Source organism: Fictibacillus sp. EA-CB0309 (assembly GCF_055814265.1).
Genome location: NZ_CP169271.1, coordinates 2,695,534 through 2,713,260, shown reverse-complemented (window position 1 = coordinate 2,713,260; position 17,727 = coordinate 2,695,534). Strand labels below are relative to the sequence as shown.

Below are 17,727 nucleotides of genomic sequence, written 5' to 3'. Positions count from 1 at the left end.
TTTATTTTGAAATAGGGGAGGGTGATTGACCTGGATACATTTAAGAGGTTAAAAGACTTTTATTGGCCTTATAAAAAGTACTTTTATTGGTCGATTCTGACGTTGTTTCTTGTATCAGGAATTACCGTCGTATATCCGATGGTCCTGCAATTTACCATCGATGAGATCATTATTAAAGGGGAATATTCATTTGTTCCGTATGTAGCGATCGGTTTTATCATACTCATGGCCATTAAAGGTGCGGCTACATATAGTCACCAATTTTATGGAGATCTGTTCGGCATCAGTTCCGTCTACCAGCTTCGGGAATCACTGTATGAAAAACTGCAGTTTCTGCCATTTGATTATTACGATAACGCGAAAACGGGTGATCTCATGTCCCGGTTAACGGCAGATGTGGAAGGGTTCCGGTTCTTTCTTTCGTTTGGATTTTCTCAGCTTATCAACTTTGTTTTAATCATTGGCTTCAGTCTTTCTGTCATGTTCTTCTATTCCATTCCATTGGCCATCATTACACTCTGCATGATGCCTTTCCTCGCAATCGTCGTATACAAGTTTGATAAAGAAGTTCATCCCGCTTTTAGAGGTATCCGAAAATCCATGGCTAACCTCAATACGAAGGTTCAAGAAAATATTAGCGGCATCAATACGGTAAAATCACTATCTCGTGAAGATTTTGAGATCAATAAATTTGATACGTCGAATGAAGACTATAAATCTCAATTTCTAACAACATCACACATATGGGCACGATACTTTCCAATCATGGAATTGATCGGAAACCTTTCCGTCGTGCTGCTGCTTGCATATGGTGGTTATCTTGTTATTCAGGGAAATCTGACGGCAGGGGAGCTTGTTGCATTCTTTAGTCTCGTTTGGTACATCATGGGACCGATTATGAATCTAGGGTTTATCATGAACACTTTTTCCCAATCCAAAGCTTCAGGAGAACGTCTGTTAGAGATCTTAGACGAACCTCTTGAGATGGAAGGGGAAGATAGGGAACTTGAAATGGTTCGCTTTGATGGAGAAGTAATCTTTGAAGAGGTAACGCATCGTTATAAAAACGAGAAAAAAGATGCACTGAAAGGTGTTTCGTTTACAGCTAAACCGGGTCAGACGATTGGACTAATCGGGGCAACCGGCTCAGGGAAAACGTCCATAACACAGCTTCTGTCAAGATTCTATCATCCAGAGGAAGGTTCAATTCTTATTGATGGGAAGCCGCTTGAAGATTATTCGCTCAGAACGATTCGAAAAAACATTGGCACCGTGCTGCAAGAGTCTTTTTTATTTTCGTCAACGATTAAAGACAACATTTCATACGGTAATCCCGATGCGGATATGGAAGATATTATAGATGCCGCAAAACGAGCACAAGCGCATGACTTTATCATGGAGCTCCCGGATGGTTACGATACAGTTTTAGGAGAAAGAGGACTAGGACTTTCTGGAGGTCAGAAGCAAAGAATTTCGATTGCCCGAGCGATATTGATCGATCCTACCATCCTCATTCTGGACGACGCCACAAGTGCTGTAGATATGGAAACAGAATTCAGAATACAAAAAGCATTAAAAGAAGTGATGAATGACCGGACGACATTCATTATCGCTCATCGAATTTCTTCGTTAAAACATGCTGATGAGATCCTTGTTCTTCATGAAGGTGAAGTCATTGAACGTGGTACGCATGATGAGCTTATTAGCGAAGAAGCAGGAGCATACCGCAGAATTTATGACATTCAATATCAAGACAAAGACAAAGTGTTTCAAATGAATGGGCGGGGGTGTAATGATGAAAGAAACCAATAAAAGAACTCGATTTCGTTATTCATCTGAACAAGTCATTGATAAACCTTTTAACTGGGGGCAGATTATTCGCTTGTTTCAATACATGAAACCTTACAGCAAGAATTTATTGCCGAAAGCTATTTTAGCTATGATTGTTTCAACTGCTGTAAGACTTGTCGTACCTGTTTTCATTGGGGTACTAACATTTGATCATGCGATTAAGAATAAAGATACAAATCTTCTTATCCAATTGATCATTGCAATTGCTGGCCTATACTTGCTTTCGTGGGGAGCCAATACACTGCGTATCAAATGGATGAACTATCTTGGTCAGTATGTCATTTACGACATTCGGAAGCATTTGTTTAAACATATTCAGCGCTTGTCACATCGATTTTTCGATCAGCGTTCTGCGGGGTCCATACTTGTTCGAATCATCAACGACGTGAACTCATTACAAGATTTGTTCACCAATGGTGTTATCAATGTACTCATGGATATTATCTTGCTGTTTGGTATCATCGTGATCATGTTTGTTTATAGCCCAGAGCTCACATTAGCGATCATGGTGATCCTTCCGCTTATGTTCTTTATTTCAACCAGTCTTAGAAAAAAATCAGACGTTCTTGGCAGGTTGTCCGGATAAAGCAAGCCAAACTGAACTCGCATCTTAACGAGAGCATTCAAGGAATTCGGGTTACGAAATCGTATACACAAGAAAAAGAGAACATGAACTTTTTTAATGGAGTGAACAACGAAACGTATGACAGCTGGAGAACAGCTACACAGCAAAATGCATTGTTCCGCCCATTTGTTGAGATGTCAAACGCGATCGGAACAGCCATTCTACTGTGGTTTGGTTCTTACTTGATTCAAGGTGAAGCACTGGAAATTGGGGTATTTGTTACTTTTGCCTTTTACCTTGGCATGTTTTGGGAACCGATCTCACGACTTGGCCAAGTCTATAATCAGCTGTTAGTTGGGATGGCGTCTTCGGAAAGAATTTTTGAGTTTTTAGACGAAAAGCCGAATGTGCATGAAAAAGAAAATGCGTATTCCTTCTCACAGATTAAAGGAGATATCGAGTTTAAAAAGGTTGAGTTTTCGTATAACGCTGATCGAAAAGCGTTAAAAGGAATCGACCTTTCCATACAAGGTGGTCAGACAGTAGCACTAGTGGGTCATACTGGTTCAGGTAAGACCACAATCGCAAACTTAGTGAGCAGATTTTATGATCCAACCGCAGGAGAAGTCTTGATTGACGGCAAGAATTTAAAAGACGTGAACTTGGCAAGCTTACGTGAAAAAGTGAGTGTGGTTCTTCAAGATACGTTTATCTTTTCTGGTACGATCAAAGATAATATCCGTTTCGGAAGACCGGATGCAACCGATGAGGAAGTAAAGAGTGCAGCCAAAGCTGTTGGTGCTCATGCTTTCATTGAGAGACTATCAAATGGATATGAAACAGAAGTTGAAGAAAGAGGGAACGTGTTATCCGTCGGAGAGAGACAGCTCCTTTCTTTTGCAAGAGCCCTTCTCGCTGATCCAGATATTTTGATCCTGGATGAAGCAACAGCAAGTATTGATACCGAGTCCGAGCAAAAGATACAAAAAGCATTGAAGACTTTGTTGAAGGGAAGAACAGCGATTATCATTGCCCACAGACTTTCTACCATCAGGGAAGCCGACAATATTGTTGTTCTTGACCATGGAGAAATTATGGAACAAGGTAACCATGCTGAGCTTATGAACGCTGAAGGAATTTATTATCATCTTGTTGTTTCACAATTTAAAATGCTTGATGCCATATAAAAAAACGCCTGGGAACTTTTTTCCCGGCGTTTTTGCTTATTGTAAGGCTTTTGAAAGAGTATCAATGTTATCTTTCATAATCGTTAGGTAGTCACGGTCATCTTGAATATCTTTTTTAGTTCTTGTTTCTAAATTGTGAAGAGTCATCGTTTCTGCACCGACTTCTTTCTTAATCATCGCAGCTACCTTATTGTTCACGTTCTCTTCGAATAAAATATAATTCGTTTTTTCTTTTTTTGCATTTTCAATAATGGTTTGAATCTGTTGCTGACTTGGCTCATGTGATGGAGAAAGGCCGCTTATTGCAATTTGTTCTAATCCGTATCTCTCAGCCCAATATCCGTAAGCTGCATGAGAGACAATGAAAGAATCCTTAGGTGCGTTTTCCACTTTGGCTTTAAAAGAAGAATCTAGCTCTTTTAAATCCGAAATTAATGCTTCGTGATTTTTTTGAACGCATCTTTAGCGTCTGGTTTTAATTTAACAAGTCCGTTATAAATATTATCTGCCATTTGTTGAGCTAAGACGGGGTCTAGCCAGATGTGTGGGTCAAGAGAACCATGGTCATGGTTAGATTCTTCCTCATGCCCTTTTTCCTCACCTTCATGGCTATCGTGTTCATCTGCATGTTCATCTGTGTGCTCATCTGCATGTTCGTCTGCATGCTCAGCTGATTCATGATACGTAATGCCATTTGCACCATCAATAATTGGCATGTCTTCTTCTTTTAAAGTATCTGCAACAGAAGAGGAGAATTCGTCTGATTCGAGTTTGTTATAAACAAATGCATCTCCTTCAGTGATCTCCACCATCTTTTTTGTAGATGGTTCATACGTGTGCGCGTCAGCACCAGGAGGTATAATAGAGGATACTTCCACATGCTTGCCGCCAATTCTTTCTGTAAAATATTCTAATGGATACATAGTTGTGTAGATCGTCAATGTACCGGCTTTTTTATCAGATGCGTTGTTGTTTCCGCATGCTGCTGATATGAGTAATAGTATAACTGCGCCAAGTAATCCAAGTTTTCGCATTTAATGATGTCTCCTTTCAAACAATCCTTACTCATTATAAACGTAATGATTACGATTTGTAAAATGTTATTTATTGTGATAATGATTTTTTTCATGCTTGCTGAATCTGCTAACTAACTGTAAAGCCTTTTGAGGTGAAATCAAACACTTTCGTGAGCGATAAAGGTAAAAAAGGAATATGCATAAGTGTTCTAAAAGAGAATTCTTATGTGTAGTGTTTTATAAAGCAGACATATGTTCTTTTTGTTATAATAAAGAAGGTGTTTATCAAAGCGTTTAAATAAGCGTGAATCATGCTTAAAAAGGAGAGCGCGTACTAACATGAATATTGCTTTTTATTTGTTGCCTAAAGATGAAGTGAAGTACTTAAACCCTGAAGCAACGATGAGACAGGCACTTGAAAAGTTATCTTACCACAAGTATACGTCTGTGCCTCTCGTATCTGAAGAAGGCCGCTACATAGGAACGTTAACAGAAGGCGATCTGTTATGGAAGCTTAGGGAAGCTTTTGACAAAGGGTATGATGAAGTATTAAAAACAAAGCTGGTAGATGTTCCGCAGCGAATCAACAATATTTCTGTATCCATTAATTCTAATATGGAAGACCTTATTACTTTGTCTACGGATCAAAACTTTATACCCGTTACAGACGATGATGGCCATTTTATAGGGATTATAAGAAGAAGAGATATTATTAAGTATTGTGCAAATTTAATTTGGAACAAAGAGGTTACGAAAGATTAAGGCAGCTGTCTTAATCTTTTTGTACATACAGGAGGATTATTGCAGGTGAGAGTTTTAGCAGTCACAGTAGGCGGTATGATTGGGGCTTTGTTGCGGTTTTGGGTAGGTCTTCTGTTATTTAAACCAGAATCTGCTTTTCCGTATCCAACATTATTGATTAACCTGATCGGAAGTTTCATTCTTGGTTGGTTCGTTATTCATGGTGTGAAGAAAGTTAAAAATAAGAATTTGATATTAGCACTGCAAACAGGTGTGATCGGCTCTTTTACAACTTTTTCAACATTTAATGCTGAACTGCTGTTACTTGTAAAGCATGAACTATATTCTGTTGCATTTCTGTACTTTATAATAAGCGTCGTTGCAGGTATCGCGGCCATCTACCTTGGGATGAAGTGTGGAACTGTCACTCTTCATAGGGCAGGTGCAGAACAATGATGCTTATATCTATGGCAGTGGCCATTGGCGGCGGATTAGGAGCTCTTGTTCGATATTTTGTAAGCCAACGAGTAAATGGTGAATTTCCTTGGGGAACACTATTTGTAAATGTAATAGGATCTTTTTTATTAGGATGGTATGTTGCAGCAGAAGGGGCGGAGTTATTAGATTCGATCTATGCGACAGGCTTTTTAGGAGCCCTAACAACCTTCTCAACACTGCAACTTGAAGCGGTAACTTTATTTAAAAGAAAACAAAAAAATGGTCTATTATATTTATTTCTTACATACACATTAGGACTGATTGCAGCTTGGACAGGTTTCATGCTTGCTGTAAACATTTAAGGCTGTAGTCTTTGTTGCTCTTGAAAGTGGTTGATTTCCGTTCCAGGATGCTCGCTTTCCGCGAGGCGTGCGGTGAGCCACCATGGAAAATAAACATTCAAGGAAGTATTTCTTGCTCTTGCGTCTACAAGCTATTGCTACCGAAGTGAGCTTCCTCGTCGCATGCCTTGCGAGAAGCTTCTCAAGTGGTAGGCATGCACCTTGCACTCCAATCAACTTAGCAAAGAAGTATCTTAAAAAGATAACCCAAAAGCAACAATCTTTTAGAAAACAGCCAAATTTAAATAGTTTAAGGAGACATAATGAAAGAATTAGTGATTTCCCTTTTAGAATGGATCATGAGTTTAGGTCATTTAGGTATTGCACTGGGGTTAATGATTGAAGTGATTCCGAGTGAACTTGTTCTGTCTTACGGTGGTTATATGGTGGCGCAAGGGCATCTGAACTTCACGCTAAGTGTTATTGCAGGAACGATAGGCGGAACGCTCGCACAGCTCTTTTTGTATTGGATGGGGTATTACGGAGGCCGTCCTTTTCTTGAGAAGTATGGAAAATATATTTTGATCTCAAAAAACAAATCGACTTGTCAGAAAGATGGTTCAATAAATACGGAACAGGCGTTATCTTTTTTGCCCGTTTCATTCCTGTTGTGAGACATGCGATCAGTATTCCGGCCGGTATTGCGAAAATGTCATTCGCCAAGTTTACGCTGTTCACTACACTAGCGGTTATTCCATGGTCCATCTTTTTTATTGAGTTAGGAAGCAGACTTGGAGCTAACTGGGAAGACATCAAAACGATTGCTGCTCCCTACACACGGGGCATTATGATTGCAGCAGTAGTAATCATTTTCTTATTTATTCTATACAAAGTGAAAAAGAAGTAAGTTGATAGTCTAATTCTATAATTTTGTGAAGCTTGGCGAAATCGCCAGGCTTATTATTATGGTCTTGAAGAGGAGGGACAAATTCTAAGCAAGAATGTCCACAACATATATATGGCTACTGCAAAAATTTAAAAATAGGGAGGGATGTTGTATGGAAGCATTTATTAAAAACTATCATGAAACGTACAATGCAGCGAAAGTAAATGAGCTGCTCCTGCGTATCAAAGCTCATCAAGAAAAGGAAACCATGGCAGCGAAAGTGTCGGAAGCGATGGAAATATGCGGCTTCACCCCTGGTGACATCGAGCAGGTTCTCAGGCAGCTGAGAGGGGGGACAGTCCCTAGACAATTACACTTTCACTGTTTTTGTGCATCTCGTGAGGACACTGACAGTCTCATGTTCGTTAAACAACCAGCCATTTCTTAGACGATACACCTACATTTACGTTATACTACTCTGTAAGAGGTGATGGTTGTGGAAATTACGTTAAGCGCAAAAAAATATATTGAAGAAGTGCTTGAGATGAACAACGCCAACGGGATTCGAGTTTATTTCGCAGGCATGGGCTGAGGCGGTCCTAAGCTTGGCCTGGCTCTGGATGAGCCGGAAAACACAGATGTTATTGAAGAAATCAACGGAATTCGTGTGGCATTTGATACAAGAATCAAAGACCAGACAGCAACACTAAAGCTAGACTTTGAAGATTCAAAGCATGGTGCAGGTCTTGTGATGCTCGGTCAGGACGAATGCTGTTAAGAGTAAAAAACCGCTAATGACTATAAACTTAGTCATTTAGCGGTTTTTATTATTGCTGAGGTTTTCTGAAGCCAGCCTCAATCGCTTCTTTTTCCGAGCAAAACCATTTTTCTGGCTTCGTTATTTTATAATACCTGCCGCTTTCCACATGATAGATCTTATCTCCGGAAGAATTAATATTTCCTTTAATCTTGCATTCATCACTGCCGACTTCACGATCAGAAGCTTCTGGTTCACTAGAAACATAGCCCTCTTCTTGAACATAGTTTTCTAAACTCCAAATACCAACACCGTCTTTTTGAGCCTGCTTTTGAATGCTCTCATACTCAGCGACATACTTAGTGTTTGGTTCAAACACATAAGCTACCCGTGCTAACCCTTTTTCCAGCAAACTTTCCTGTACGCTTTTTCCATCGGCATAAACATAGGCTAAAAGTCGTCCGTATTTATCTCTTTCTCCTATGCCGAGTTCTAACTCAACGCTTGCACCATTTAACAAGTCTTGTGTGTACTTGCTTGCTTCTTTACTAAAAGGTTGCACAGGCTTTGAAGGATGGACGCTTTCAGGAGTATCAACAAGCAAAAAACGAACTGTTTCCGTTTTTCCGTCTACCTGAACTTTTATGGTATCTCCATCAACGACATCAACCACTTTTACAGCTATTTGATCTCCATCATTAGAATTAAAATAACTGCATCCCCCGATGAAGATTATGGCGGCTAACATGAGCAATCGTATAACTCTCAAATTCATATGTATCCACTCGCAATCAAATTATTGTATAGGCCACGCTACATTCTATTATAATAAATGTTAGATAGAATAGCTTATAGATTATCAAACATGAGGACGTTGGTATCTATAGAAAGGAGAAAATCATGAAAAAGATACATAAAATACTAGCGATTTGTTTAGCAGTTGTTGTGTTACTTGTTGCAGGCGGTTGTGGAAACGATTCAAAAGTAAAAGAAGCGGAATTAGAGAATCAGAATGGCGAGCCAGTGGCTGTATTCCCGTCTGACAAGCCGTCCTTAATTTTTCTATTTACGACAGCTGGCTGAGGACTCTGTCAAACTCAGCTGGTTCAGCTGAAAGAGAATGTAGATAAGTTCGACGATATGGATGTGAACATTTACGCAGTAAGTTCAGATACGGTTGAACATTTGTCAGCTTTACATCAAGAGATGAAACCTCCGTATCCATTTTTATCAGATCCCGAATTTAAGCTGATTGATCACCTTGATATGAGAGGTGAAAGTGTAGCTAAACGCGGTTACGCTTTGATTGATAAAAACGGTAAGGTTGTATTTACAGAAGTAAATGACCATTGGGGAGAACAGATTGACAAAACTTCAAAACAAATACACAACGAATACAAGAAACTAGAAAAATAGTCCGGAAACCCCGGACTGTTTTTTTGTATGTGACAACTGTCACAGATTCTCCATACTAGTTGGATTAAAATGGGGGTATAATGAAATCAGAAAGACTGAAGGAGGCAATTCATATGTTAAAAAATCATTGTGGCTTGCAGCAATCGCAGTTCTTGCAATTGGAATCTTGGCTGCTTGTGGTGGCGGTAAAGATAAAGAAGAAAGCACAAAAAATGCAGAAGAAACGATCACGATTGAAGCGAGTAATTTTGAGTTTGATAAAAAAGAATATAAAATTCCTGCCAACAAAGAAGTTGCCCTTAAACTTGAAAATGTTGATGGAAATCATGGAGTAATGATTGAAGGCGAAAAAGTAAACATTTCTGGCGGTTCTTCAGATGTTGTAAACCTTAAGCCAGGTGAATACACACTTCGATGCAGCGTTCCTTGTGGAAATGGGCATGCAGATATGGTATCAAAATTAGTAGTTGAATAAGAAGTAAGCCCCCGAGCATCTAGCCGGGGGCTTTTTTCATATAGACTCTTTTCTCTAAAAGATTGTTGCTTCAGGCTCTATTCTACGGGACGAGCGGACAGGTTGAGACTCCTAATGGCGCAAAGCGGCAGGAGGCTCACCGCACGCCCCGTGGAAAGCGAGCAACCTGGAGAGGAAATCAACTACTTAAAAGAGCTACAATGTATGCGAAAACAGCCTTCATGTAATACTACAATTTCTGAATCTGAAGCAATTCCTTATTGTAAGGAATATCTTTCATGGTTGATGCCCAAAGATTTCCGAGCAAGCGAGGCATCATCTGATCAGACGGGATTGCACCGTTATTCTTAAGAAAGTACTGAAAATACAATAAATAAAGCCACGAAGAAACGGGGAATAAAATTTCGTCAGCAAATTCCCGACTCTCCGTAATCGTTGCAAATGAATGCGATTCCCATCCCGAAAGAAAACGAGATCGTTTCCCTGCAAGTTTCGATTCTATGTAGTGAAGAGAATGGGCAACTTGAGGGTCATCATCACCATCAGCATGTGCTAACCGGGATTGTAATTCTAGGGGTATCGAATCGAGATCCTCAACCTCTGCAATGACGTGACATAATCCTTTATCGTAATAGGGATTTAGCGGTTTTAATGAGTAACGGTCCATCATCTCAACAAAAGATAACTGCTCAAATGGAATTTCTGCATAAGGTGGGGCAAATGTTTGCCTGCCATATTTTATTTCATGAAGCGTATCTTTTTCAAACGAAGCGCAGACGTACCATGTATCATTTTCATCTTTAAACAAACGTTCGCCCGTTTCAAGGCAATAGCCGGTGAACAATCCCCTTTTAGAAAACTCGTAGTGAGGAAGGTCTTTCTCTCTTAATGCATTCATTGTTTGTTCACCTGGTGGTTCAACCGCCGTCATAACAAAGATTGTAATCTGCAAGATCGTCACATTCCTCTAGTTTTTGATTTTCTGAAAGGTATCTTTTAACCCCGTAAAGCCTTCTTTAACGGCTGTAAAACTATTTTTCTTTTGATAAATGTCATAACGCAGATAATCCTTTTTCTCTTGAAGAAGCAGTTGCTGTGTTTTCACGTCGTTCATACGGGCGGTGATGCTGTCACCGGTATTCTTCATTTTTTGAACCGTTCCCATCGATTTCTTTACTGCTTTAATACCAGGAATTAAAATAAACAGTGCCGCAGCAGCACATAAAGCTAAGAAAATCCATAACCACATCATTACCATCGCCTCCAATCAATCTATCTATACTAAAATACCCGGAAATGCAGAAGAAAAAACAAAAAATCGAGGAAAGTAAACCTCGATTTTTATCGCTTTGGACAAGTTGAACAACAAGTCCCGTTATCAGTTTTATAATATAAGCAACACGTTTTCCGAGTCTTTGTAGGCCCGCATCCAATGGGAGCCTTGAAACGGTGAAACGGATTTTTGGTTACGCCAAAATGATATGCTGGTGCATCCATAAAGAACGCATAATCATCTTGAATGCGCTGCTTTACTTCAGGTGGATGATCTTCACTTAACCATGTTTCATAAACCCAGCGTATGTATATCCAAGCGTTTTCCCAAAGTGTAGCTTTAGAGATGCGGGCAGAGCTTGCCACATGATTTAGCATAACAGAGATATTCTCTTTAAAAAGGGTTTCGATAACACTCGAACGCCAGTCTTCTCTGGATTCAGTAGAAACACGGGCTGAAGCGTCTTTTAAGGTAAAGGATGGCAGCCACATGCTTTCAGAGTTGTGGTCAATCAGATACACATTCTTAATGTTCATATCAAACGATTTATTGAGCATCGTCATACCATACAAGCATGACGTTAAGCTGCAATAAGCATATCTTTTAAAGAATAGAGAAGCTGTCACGTTACGTTTGTTAGATCCGATACGTGGTCCTGTTTGATCTAAAAATTGAAGCAAGTTTTCTTGATTCAGCAGTTGTTCAGCCGAAACCACCACTTCATTCTCATATGGAGCTTGGAAAGAGAATCGATAGTTTGAACTGATATGATTTTTTTCATCTGCTGTCCAACCATTTGACTTAGGCGTACTGAGGAGTATTGACATGTCGTACGACTCGCCCCTTTCCATATGGAATACACATTGGTGTGCCGAAAACCGGATCTGGAATCACTGTACTCGACATTTGGAAAACATCTTCTACTAATTGTTCATTCATGATTTCTTCAGGAGCACCTTCTGCATAAACCGTTTTATCCTGAATCGCTACAATATGATGTGCATAGCGGCAAGCCAAGTTTAAATCATGAAGCACCATCACTATTGTTCGCTTTTCTTTTTCATTTAACTCAAACAGAAGATCAAGTATTTCAACTTGGTGTGTCATATCTAAGTAAGTAGTTGGTTCATCAAGTAAGATCGTGTCTGTTCCTTGTGCAAGTGTCATCGCGATCCATGCACGCTGGCGCTGTCCACCTGAAAGGGAATCGACTGGTGTTTCCATAAAAGGAATCAAGTTCGTTGCACGTAAAGCATTCATGACAGCTTCTTCATCTTCACGTGACCATTGTTGAAGCCAAGATTGATAGGGAAAGCGTCCTTGCTTTACAAGCTGCAGCACAGTCAGACCTTCAGGAGCTATTGGACCTTGCGGCAAGATTGCGAGTTCTTTAGCTACTTGTTTCGTAGAGCGCTTTGCTATATCTTTTCCATTTAATAAAACATGACCGTTCTTAGGAGATAACAGCCGTGCCATTGAACGTAACAGAGTGGATTTCCCGCATCCGTTGCTTCCGATTAAGACGGTGATTTTACCTTTTGGAATCTGTAAATCCAACTCGTCAATGATCGGTTCTTTTCCATAAGCTAACGTTAGGTTTGAGGTTGTTAAAACAGCCATCTGTCATCCACTCCTGTTATTGATTTTTAAATAATAGATAGATAAAGTACGGAGCACCGATTGCCGCTGTAAATACACCAGCTGGTACTTCTAAAGGTGAGAAAAGTGTACGTCCTGCTAAATCAGCCAAAACGACCATGATGCCGCCGATCAAAGCTGAAGCAGGGAACAATCCGCCAAACGATGAACCCGTAATTCTTCTTGCAATATGCGGTCCAATCAGACCAACAAATCCCATAGCTCCTGCAAATGCGACTGCTGAACCCGCTAAAGCTGTACACATCATTAAAAGCATGAATCGTTCACGGTGAACAGAAATTCCTGCTCCTCTTGTCAGGTCATCACCAAAGCCTTGAATGTTCAAGCGCCTTACAAGAAGGACCAGTATGGGCATCAACCCAAGAAACCAAGGCAGTATTGCTTTTACTTCGTTCCATGAAGTGCCATACACCGTTCCTGTCAGCCAAATCGTCGCTTGGCTGGCTCTATAGATCGGTCCAATTAGCATCATTAAAGTTGTTAGCGCTTGTAAAAGAGCCATAAGTCCAATGCCGATTAAAATCAGCCTCATAGGTGTTACACCGTTTTTCCAAGCAAGACCGTAGATTAAGAAAGCAACTATCGTAGCACCTGCAAATGCAAATAGCGGCAAGTAATTAATGCTTAACAAAAGGTTGTTTGCGTCATCACTGAACATCGTTAGGAAAGCCACAGCAGCAAAACCAGCGCCACCTGTAATCCCGATCATATCGGGTGAAGCAAGCGGATTGCGTATGATTCCTTGAAGTATAGCACCTGAAAGAGCTAGAGATGCACCTGCAATAAAGGCAACTAGAACTCTTGGAAGCCGGAATTCAGTAATAATCAGCTGATTTATATCAAGTCCTGTGCCGATCAATGCGTTAAAGACATCCCATGGTGCTATGTACATGTCTCCAACACCGATGCTTACAAGCATGGCAAGAAGTGCCCCCAAGGATAATACAAATATGCTAACTGTCGTTTTTTTATCAACTAAAAAAGAAAATGATTTACGCTGTATAATCCAGTACTTTCTCATTTTTGAAAAATTCCTTTTCGAACAATGTAGATGAAGAAGGGTGTTCCAATCAATGCCGTAACGACTCCAACGGGTGCTTCTTCTGGCATGATGATGTAACGTGCACCAATATCTGCTGCAACGAGCATAATTCCGCCGATTATAGCAGAATAAGAGACAATCCAGCGATGATCACTTCCTACTAGATATCTTGCAAAATGCGGAACAACAATTCCTATGAAACTAATGGGTCCTGCAATTGCAACCGATCCGCCAGCTAGCAAGATTACCATTAAAGCGGCAGCTAATTTAAAAACGACTGTTTTTTGTCCTAAACTAACTGCGACATCTTCTCCAAGTGCAAAAGCGTTTAACTGACGAGACAATAGAATCGAGATGATCCAAGCCACTGCAAGAGCAGGTATAACAGCAGCAAGCATGGAAAGTTTTCTTCCTTCTACTGAACCTGCCAGCCAAAATAATACTTCATCAAGCGCTTTCTCATTTGTCACGAGCATTCCTTGTGTGAGAGAAGCAAAAAGGGCAGCCATTACAGCGCCTGCTAACGTTAACTTAACTGGTGTAAGTCCGCCTTTACCGGCAGACCCTAGTGCGTAAGCCATTCCTGCTGCAACTGCCGCTCCTAGGAAACCAATCCACATAAACTGTTGAATGGATGAAACTCCCAGAAAAGTAACACCAAAAACAATAAAGAATCCTGCACCAGCATTTACCCCGAAAATATCTGGAGATGCGATTGGGTTACGAGTGAGCGCTTGCATGAGAACGCCGGCAATTCCTAATGAGATGCCGACTGTCATACCAACAAGAGAGCGAGGCACTCTAGATAGTTGAATAATAAGATGTTCGTTCGAGCCGTTAAAGGCCGTGTAAGCTTCAATGGCTTGTTTTAATGAGGTGTTGGTGTAACCAAGAACAACACTAAGTACCATAATAATGAGCGCTAAAATTACACCCAGAATCAATCCTGCTGCTTTTCTTTTATTTCCGTATAATATTCCGTTCATAAGTCCTCTTTTATATAATGAAAAGTATTCTCAATTAATAGTTTAAAAGTAAACGAGGAATCTGTCAATGACTTTGAAAATCATTATCATTTAGTTATTGACAACGGATTCAGAACGTATTATGATACGAATTGTAATTGATTATCATTATCATTTGCACGAACATAAAAGGGGAGAGAAAAACAGAATGAAAAAGATTACATACAAATGGCTTGCGTTTGCAGCTGTCCTAACTCTCATGCTAGCTTTAGCAGCTTGCGGCGGAAAAGATAAAGCGAAAGAAGAAGAGAAATCAGAAGGAGCTTCTGCTTCTTATAAAGTTGAGCACGCTATGGGTACTACAGAAGTAAAAGAAAACAAACGCGTTGTCGTTTTAACAAACGAAGGAACTGAAGCAGTTCTCGCTCTTGGTGTAAAACCAGTTGGTGCGGTTAAATCTTGGTTAGGTGATCCTTGGTATGACCACATTAAAGGTGATATGGAAGGCGTAGAAGTTGTAGGTGACGAGAGTGCGGTTAACGTTGAGAAGATCGCAGCTTTAAAGCCAGACTTGATTATTGGTAACAAACAGCGTCAAGAGAAGCAATACGATGAACTAAACAAAATTGCACCAACAGTATTCTCTGAAGAGCTTCGTGGTGATTGGAAAATCAATTTCGAACTATATGCAAAAGCATTAAATAAAGAAGAAAAAGGGAAAGAAGTTTTAGCTGCATTTGACCAACGTATTGAAGACATGAAGAAAGAAGCAGCTGATCAATTAGATACGGAAGTTTCCGTAATCCGTTTCCTACCTGGAACATCTCGTATCTATCACAAAGATTCATTCTCAGGTGTAATTCTTGATCAACTGGGTTTTGCACGCCCTGGAGATCAAAACAAAGATGATTTTATGGAAGAAGTAACACAAGAGCGTATTCCTGATATGAACGGTGACATCCTATTCTACTTCACATATGAAGCAGGAGACGGAAAAGCGACTGAAACGGAAAAAGAATGGACAAACAATCCGCTTTGGAAGAACCTTGAAGTTGTGAAAGCTGGAAATGCACACAAGGTAGATGATGCGATCTGGAATACTGCTGGCGGTGTTAAAGCGGCGAACTTAATGCTTGATGACCTAGAGGAGTATTTCTTACAAAAATAATAGTTGTTTGTGAGGGAAGGAAGCGAGCATTCGCTTCCTTTCTTTTTATAAAGAGCTTTATAAAGAGCTGTTTGCTTGTGCATTGATGTTCTTGAAGGTGGTTGATTTCCGTTTCAGGTTGCTCGCTTTCCGCAGGGCAGGCGGTGAGCCAAATACGTACGTTTCACTTTTAAGTGTCTCACCTTCAAGAAAGTATTTGTGCTCCTGCGTCTTCAAGGAATCCTAACGAAGCAGAATTCCTCGTCGCATGCCTTGCTAGATGAATCCCAAGTGGATGGCACGCAGGAGTCTCGCTACCTTACACTCCAATCAACTTTTCAATGAAGCTTATAATAAAAAAATCTTGAAAGTAACAAGCTTCTAGAAATTCACAATTTAAAAAATCTATTGAAAGAGCAGTTCTTTTATTGTTTTCAACTAAGCGCAATGCTTAGCATTTTACGCGCGGTTTTCTGCAACTTTCACGCGCAATTCTCTTTTTCACGGGTAGTTGCTGCATTATTGCGCGCAGCACACCTTTACAGCTTCATTAGTTGTTAGGTAAGTACATACACCGGCCACAAAATCCTTCAACTAGTGATCGTTTTTGCCATCGAACTTTCTTATAATAAATGTAAAAAGATTGAAGTTATAGGGGAAGAAAACATTATGAGGTTATCTGGGGAGATTTTTCGCAATAAAAGCTTTCTTTACTTTTGGTTAAGCTCGATTTTAACGGCCATGGGCGACAGTATTTTTATGATTACACTAATGTGGCTGCTCGTTCAGCTATCAGGATCACCTGTTATTGTAGGAACATACATATTGCTTGTGACATTGACAAAGTTTTCGTTTATTCTTTTTGGCGGAGCGGTTGTTGACCGGTTTTCGGTAAGGAAACTTCTTATCGGTTCTGCTTTGGGAAGAGGCGCTATCTTGCTGTTTCTATTCCTAGTCATCGCTTACGCGCAGCCTCCGATCTACTATTTCTACATCACAGGTGTTCTATTTGGACTGATCGATGCGATTAGTGAACCAGCTGGTATCACTTTTAGAACCCGTCTCGTACCTGAAAAGCATTACACGCAATCAATGAGCCTTCTTATGATGGCAGGACAGGCTTCTGGAGTAGTTGGGCCGCTTTTAGGAGCCATGCTTTACGCCGTTTATGGCGCTAAAATGGCTTTTCTTATAAATGGAGTGGCATTCTTTGTTGCTGCGGGATTGTTTCTTTTTATAAAGGTAAAAGAGGAAGAAAACGAAAAAGAGCACTCATCTTTCTTTGCGGGTATTAAAGAGGGATTCACGTTTTTTATAAGTGCCCCTGTACTTGCTACTATGGCAGTATTTGCTTTTTTGCGAACGCGGCGGTTGGGGCGGTAATGGTCAGCCTGCCATTCCTAATGAAAGAATTAGACTTTGGCATTAAAGGGTATGGGTGGGCGCAAACGTCACTTGCAGTTGGAAGCGTGTCGGCTGCTATCGTGTTCTCTTTATTCGTCATCCATAGACCAAAACCATATATGACGCTTTTAACATGCTTTCTGCAAGGAGCAAGCATTGTTTTGATAGGATTTTTTTCTAAGGAACTTGCGGTTTTGTTATTGCTACTTTCATTTGTAGGCTTTTTTGAAGCAGCTGTTAACGTCATTGCCCCAAGCGTAAACCATGCGCTTATTCCTCCAAAGCTTTTTGGACGTGTAATCGGGATTATGGTGATCATTATGGGGATTTCAGAACCTATTGCAGCAGGGACAGCAGGTCTTCTTATTGAAAAAATAGGAGCCGCTGATGTTTTTGTTTGGGGAGGCTCAATGGAGATGTTAGTGGCTATACTGGTGTTTTCACTGCCATTTATACGTAACTTTAAACCAGAAGATAAGGGTTCTTAATATGTACACATTTTGTCTACAGAAATGCCATATTTTTTCCAAGGGAATGAACGAATTAAACATAATGTATAAGTAA

The 17,727-nt window shown here is 40.2% G+C and carries 18 protein-coding genes and 4 pseudogenes; 14 read left to right on the top strand and 8 right to left on the bottom strand.

Annotated features, from left to right (window positions below; genetic code table 11):
- The first annotated feature begins 30 nt into the window (after window positions 1-30).
- Complete coding sequence (locus ACEWFH_RS15125) at window positions 31-1,812, top strand: ABC transporter ATP-binding protein (protein WP_473727317.1); 1,782 nt, start codon at window positions 31-33, stop codon at window positions 1,810-1,812.
- Window positions 1,796-3,603, top strand: a pseudogene (locus ACEWFH_RS15120) (ABC transporter ATP-binding protein). Before ACEWFH_RS15125 ends, ACEWFH_RS15120 begins: the two are co-directional and overlap by 17 nt.
- A gap of 36 nt (window positions 3,604-3,639) precedes the next feature.
- Here the strand turns inward: ACEWFH_RS15120 and ACEWFH_RS15115 are convergent.
- Window positions 3,640-4,526: pseudogene (locus tag ACEWFH_RS15115) on the bottom strand (metal ABC transporter solute-binding protein, Zn/Mn family).
- A gap of 432 nt (window positions 4,527-4,958) precedes the next feature.
- Here ACEWFH_RS15115 and ACEWFH_RS15110 point away from each other — a divergent pair.
- The 6 genes and pseudogenes from ACEWFH_RS15110 to ACEWFH_RS15085 all read left to right on the top strand — a co-directional run bounded on the left by ACEWFH_RS15110 (window position 4,959) and on the right by ACEWFH_RS15085 (window position 7,803).
- Window positions 4,959-5,381: a CBS domain-containing protein gene (locus ACEWFH_RS15110; protein WP_289496045.1), complete on the top strand. Its 423-nt coding sequence runs from the start codon at window positions 4,959-4,961 to the stop codon at window positions 5,379-5,381.
- 45 nt (window positions 5,382-5,426) lie between these two features.
- On the top strand, window positions 5,427-5,816 hold the full coding sequence (crcB, locus tag ACEWFH_RS15105) for a fluoride efflux transporter CrcB (protein ID WP_473724641.1): 390 nt from the start codon (window positions 5,427-5,429) through the stop codon (window positions 5,814-5,816).
- A complete protein-coding gene (locus tag ACEWFH_RS15100; protein WP_473724640.1) occupies window positions 5,813-6,160 on the top strand; it encodes a fluoride efflux transporter FluC in 348 nt (115 codons plus the stop codon). Before crcB ends, ACEWFH_RS15100 begins: the two co-directional genes overlap by 4 nt.
- 302 nt (window positions 6,161-6,462) lie before the next feature.
- A pseudogene (gene uptA, locus ACEWFH_RS15095) lies at window positions 6,463-7,046 on the top strand (undecaprenyl phosphate transporter UptA).
- Between the two features lie 151 nt (window positions 7,047-7,197).
- Window positions 7,198-7,473: a hypothetical protein gene (locus ACEWFH_RS15090; protein WP_473724639.1), complete on the top strand. Its 276-nt coding sequence runs from the start codon at window positions 7,198-7,200 to the stop codon at window positions 7,471-7,473.
- Between the two features lie 48 nt (window positions 7,474-7,521).
- A complete protein-coding gene (locus tag ACEWFH_RS15085; protein ID WP_425590820.1) occupies window positions 7,522-7,803 on the top strand; it encodes a HesB-like (seleno)protein in 282 nt (93 codons plus the stop codon).
- A 49-nt stretch (window positions 7,804-7,852) separates the two neighbouring features.
- On the opposite strand, the gene ACEWFH_RS15080 is transcribed toward ACEWFH_RS15085, so the two are convergent.
- Window positions 7,853-8,557 (bottom strand): thermonuclease family protein, encoded by a 705-nt coding sequence (locus ACEWFH_RS15080; RefSeq protein ID WP_473724638.1) that lies wholly within the window; start codon window positions 8,555-8,557, stop codon window positions 7,853-7,855.
- Between the two features lie 125 nt (window positions 8,558-8,682).
- Between ACEWFH_RS15080 and ACEWFH_RS15075 the strand changes: the two genes are divergently transcribed.
- The 3 genes and pseudogenes from ACEWFH_RS15075 to ACEWFH_RS15065 all read left to right on the top strand — a co-directional run bounded on the left by ACEWFH_RS15075 (window position 8,683) and on the right by ACEWFH_RS15065 (window position 9,673).
- Entirely contained in the window at window positions 8,683-8,865 is a 183-nt protein-coding gene (locus ACEWFH_RS15075; protein WP_473724637.1) for a hypothetical protein, read from the top strand.
- 15 nt (window positions 8,866-8,880) lie between these two features.
- Window positions 8,881-9,198 (top strand): annotated as a pseudogene (locus ACEWFH_RS15070) (redoxin domain-containing protein); the annotation flags it as partial.
- Window positions 9,199-9,325: 127 nt separating this feature from the next.
- The gene (locus tag ACEWFH_RS15065) at window positions 9,326-9,673 is read left to right on the top strand and encodes a cupredoxin domain-containing protein (protein WP_473724636.1); all 348 of its coding nucleotides are present in this window, start codon (window positions 9,326-9,328) and stop codon (window positions 9,671-9,673) included.
- A 229-nt stretch (window positions 9,674-9,902) separates the two neighbouring features.
- Here ACEWFH_RS15065 and ACEWFH_RS15060 read toward each other — a convergent pair whose 3' ends face one another.
- The 6 genes from ACEWFH_RS15060 to ACEWFH_RS15035 form a co-directional block, all read right to left on the bottom strand.
- On the bottom strand, window positions 9,903-10,625 hold the full coding sequence (locus ACEWFH_RS15060) for a hypothetical protein (protein ID WP_473724635.1): 723 nt from the start codon (window positions 10,623-10,625) through the stop codon (window positions 9,903-9,905).
- Window positions 10,626-10,640: 15 nt separating this feature from the next.
- Window positions 10,641-10,925 carry a hypothetical protein gene (locus tag ACEWFH_RS15055; protein ID WP_473724634.1) on the bottom strand — a complete coding sequence of 95 codons (285 nt, stop codon included), beginning with the start codon at window positions 10,923-10,925 and terminating at the stop codon, window positions 10,641-10,643.
- Window positions 10,926-11,014: 89 nt separating this feature from the next.
- The gene (locus ACEWFH_RS15050; RefSeq protein WP_473724633.1) at window positions 11,015-11,773 is read right to left on the bottom strand and encodes an IucA/IucC family C-terminal-domain containing protein; all 759 of its coding nucleotides are present in this window, start codon (window positions 11,771-11,773) and stop codon (window positions 11,015-11,017) included.
- Window positions 11,748-12,566 carry an ABC transporter ATP-binding protein gene (locus tag ACEWFH_RS15045; RefSeq protein WP_473724632.1) on the bottom strand — a complete coding sequence of 273 codons (819 nt, stop codon included), beginning with the start codon at window positions 12,564-12,566 and terminating at the stop codon, window positions 11,748-11,750. The genes ACEWFH_RS15050 and ACEWFH_RS15045 overlap by 26 nt, the downstream gene beginning before the upstream one ends.
- A gap of 16 nt (window positions 12,567-12,582) precedes the next feature.
- The gene (locus ACEWFH_RS15040) at window positions 12,583-13,626 is read right to left on the bottom strand and encodes a FecCD family ABC transporter permease (RefSeq protein ID WP_473724631.1); all 1,044 of its coding nucleotides are present in this window, start codon (window positions 13,624-13,626) and stop codon (window positions 12,583-12,585) included.
- Window positions 13,623-14,633, bottom strand: a complete 1,011-nt coding sequence (locus tag ACEWFH_RS15035; RefSeq protein ID WP_473724630.1) for a FecCD family ABC transporter permease — start codon at window positions 14,631-14,633, stop codon at window positions 13,623-13,625. Before ACEWFH_RS15035 ends, ACEWFH_RS15040 begins: the two co-directional genes overlap by 4 nt.
- Before the next feature lie 187 nt (window positions 14,634-14,820).
- Between ACEWFH_RS15035 and ACEWFH_RS15030 the strand changes: the two genes are divergently transcribed.
- The 3 genes from ACEWFH_RS15030 to ACEWFH_RS15020 all read left to right on the top strand — a co-directional run bounded on the left by ACEWFH_RS15030 (window position 14,821) and on the right by ACEWFH_RS15020 (window position 17,651).
- Window positions 14,821-15,780, top strand: a complete 960-nt coding sequence (locus ACEWFH_RS15030) for an ABC transporter substrate-binding protein (protein ID WP_473724629.1) — start codon at window positions 14,821-14,823, stop codon at window positions 15,778-15,780.
- A gap of 648 nt (window positions 15,781-16,428) precedes the next feature.
- Entirely contained in the window at window positions 16,429-17,142 is a 714-nt protein-coding gene (locus ACEWFH_RS15025) for an MFS transporter (protein WP_473724628.1), read from the top strand.
- Complete coding sequence (locus tag ACEWFH_RS15020; RefSeq protein ID WP_473724627.1) at window positions 17,142-17,651, top strand: MFS transporter; 510 nt, start codon at window positions 17,142-17,144, stop codon at window positions 17,649-17,651. Before ACEWFH_RS15025 ends, ACEWFH_RS15020 begins: the two co-directional genes overlap by 1 nt.
- Window positions 17,652-17,727 lie beyond the last annotated feature (76 nt).

What these genes read in the sequence shown, in the direction of transcription:
- ACEWFH_RS15110 (WP_289496045.1), top strand. Translation starts at nt 4,959, where the DNA reads ATGAATATTGCTTTTTATTTGTTGCCTAAAGATGAAGTGAAGTACTTA.
- ACEWFH_RS15100 (WP_473724640.1), top strand. Translation starts at nt 5,813, where the DNA reads ATGATGCTTATATCTATGGCAGTGGCCATTGGCGGCGGATTAGGAGCT.
- ACEWFH_RS15090 (WP_473724639.1), top strand. Translation starts at nt 7,198, where the DNA reads ATGGAAGCATTTATTAAAAACTATCATGAAACGTACAATGCAGCGAAA.
- ACEWFH_RS15080 (WP_473724638.1), bottom strand. Translation starts at nt 8,557, where the DNA reads ATGAATTTGAGAGTTATACGATTGCTCATGTTAGCCGCCATAATCTTC.
- ACEWFH_RS15075 (WP_473724637.1), top strand. Translation starts at nt 8,683, where the DNA reads ATGAAAAAGATACATAAAATACTAGCGATTTGTTTAGCAGTTGTTGTG.
- ACEWFH_RS15055 (WP_473724634.1), bottom strand. Translation starts at nt 10,925, where the DNA reads ATGATGTGGTTATGGATTTTCTTAGCTTTATGTGCTGCTGCGGCACTG.
- ACEWFH_RS15050 (WP_473724633.1), bottom strand. Translation starts at nt 11,773, where the DNA reads ATGTCAATACTCCTCAGTACGCCTAAGTCAAATGGTTGGACAGCAGAT.
- ACEWFH_RS15045 (WP_473724632.1), bottom strand. Translation starts at nt 12,566, where the DNA reads ATGGCTGTTTTAACAACCTCAAACCTAACGTTAGCTTATGGAAAAGAA.
- ACEWFH_RS15040 (WP_473724631.1), bottom strand. Translation starts at nt 13,626, where the DNA reads ATGAGAAAGTACTGGATTATACAGCGTAAATCATTTTCTTTTTTAGTT.
- ACEWFH_RS15035 (WP_473724630.1), bottom strand. Translation starts at nt 14,633, where the DNA reads ATGAACGGAATATTATACGGAAATAAAAGAAAAGCAGCAGGATTGATT.
- ACEWFH_RS15030 (WP_473724629.1), top strand. Translation starts at nt 14,821, where the DNA reads ATGAAAAAGATTACATACAAATGGCTTGCGTTTGCAGCTGTCCTAACT.
- ACEWFH_RS15025 (WP_473724628.1), top strand. Translation starts at nt 16,429, where the DNA reads ATGAGGTTATCTGGGGAGATTTTTCGCAATAAAAGCTTTCTTTACTTT.
- ACEWFH_RS15020 (WP_473724627.1), top strand. Translation starts at nt 17,142, where the DNA reads ATGGTCAGCCTGCCATTCCTAATGAAAGAATTAGACTTTGGCATTAAA.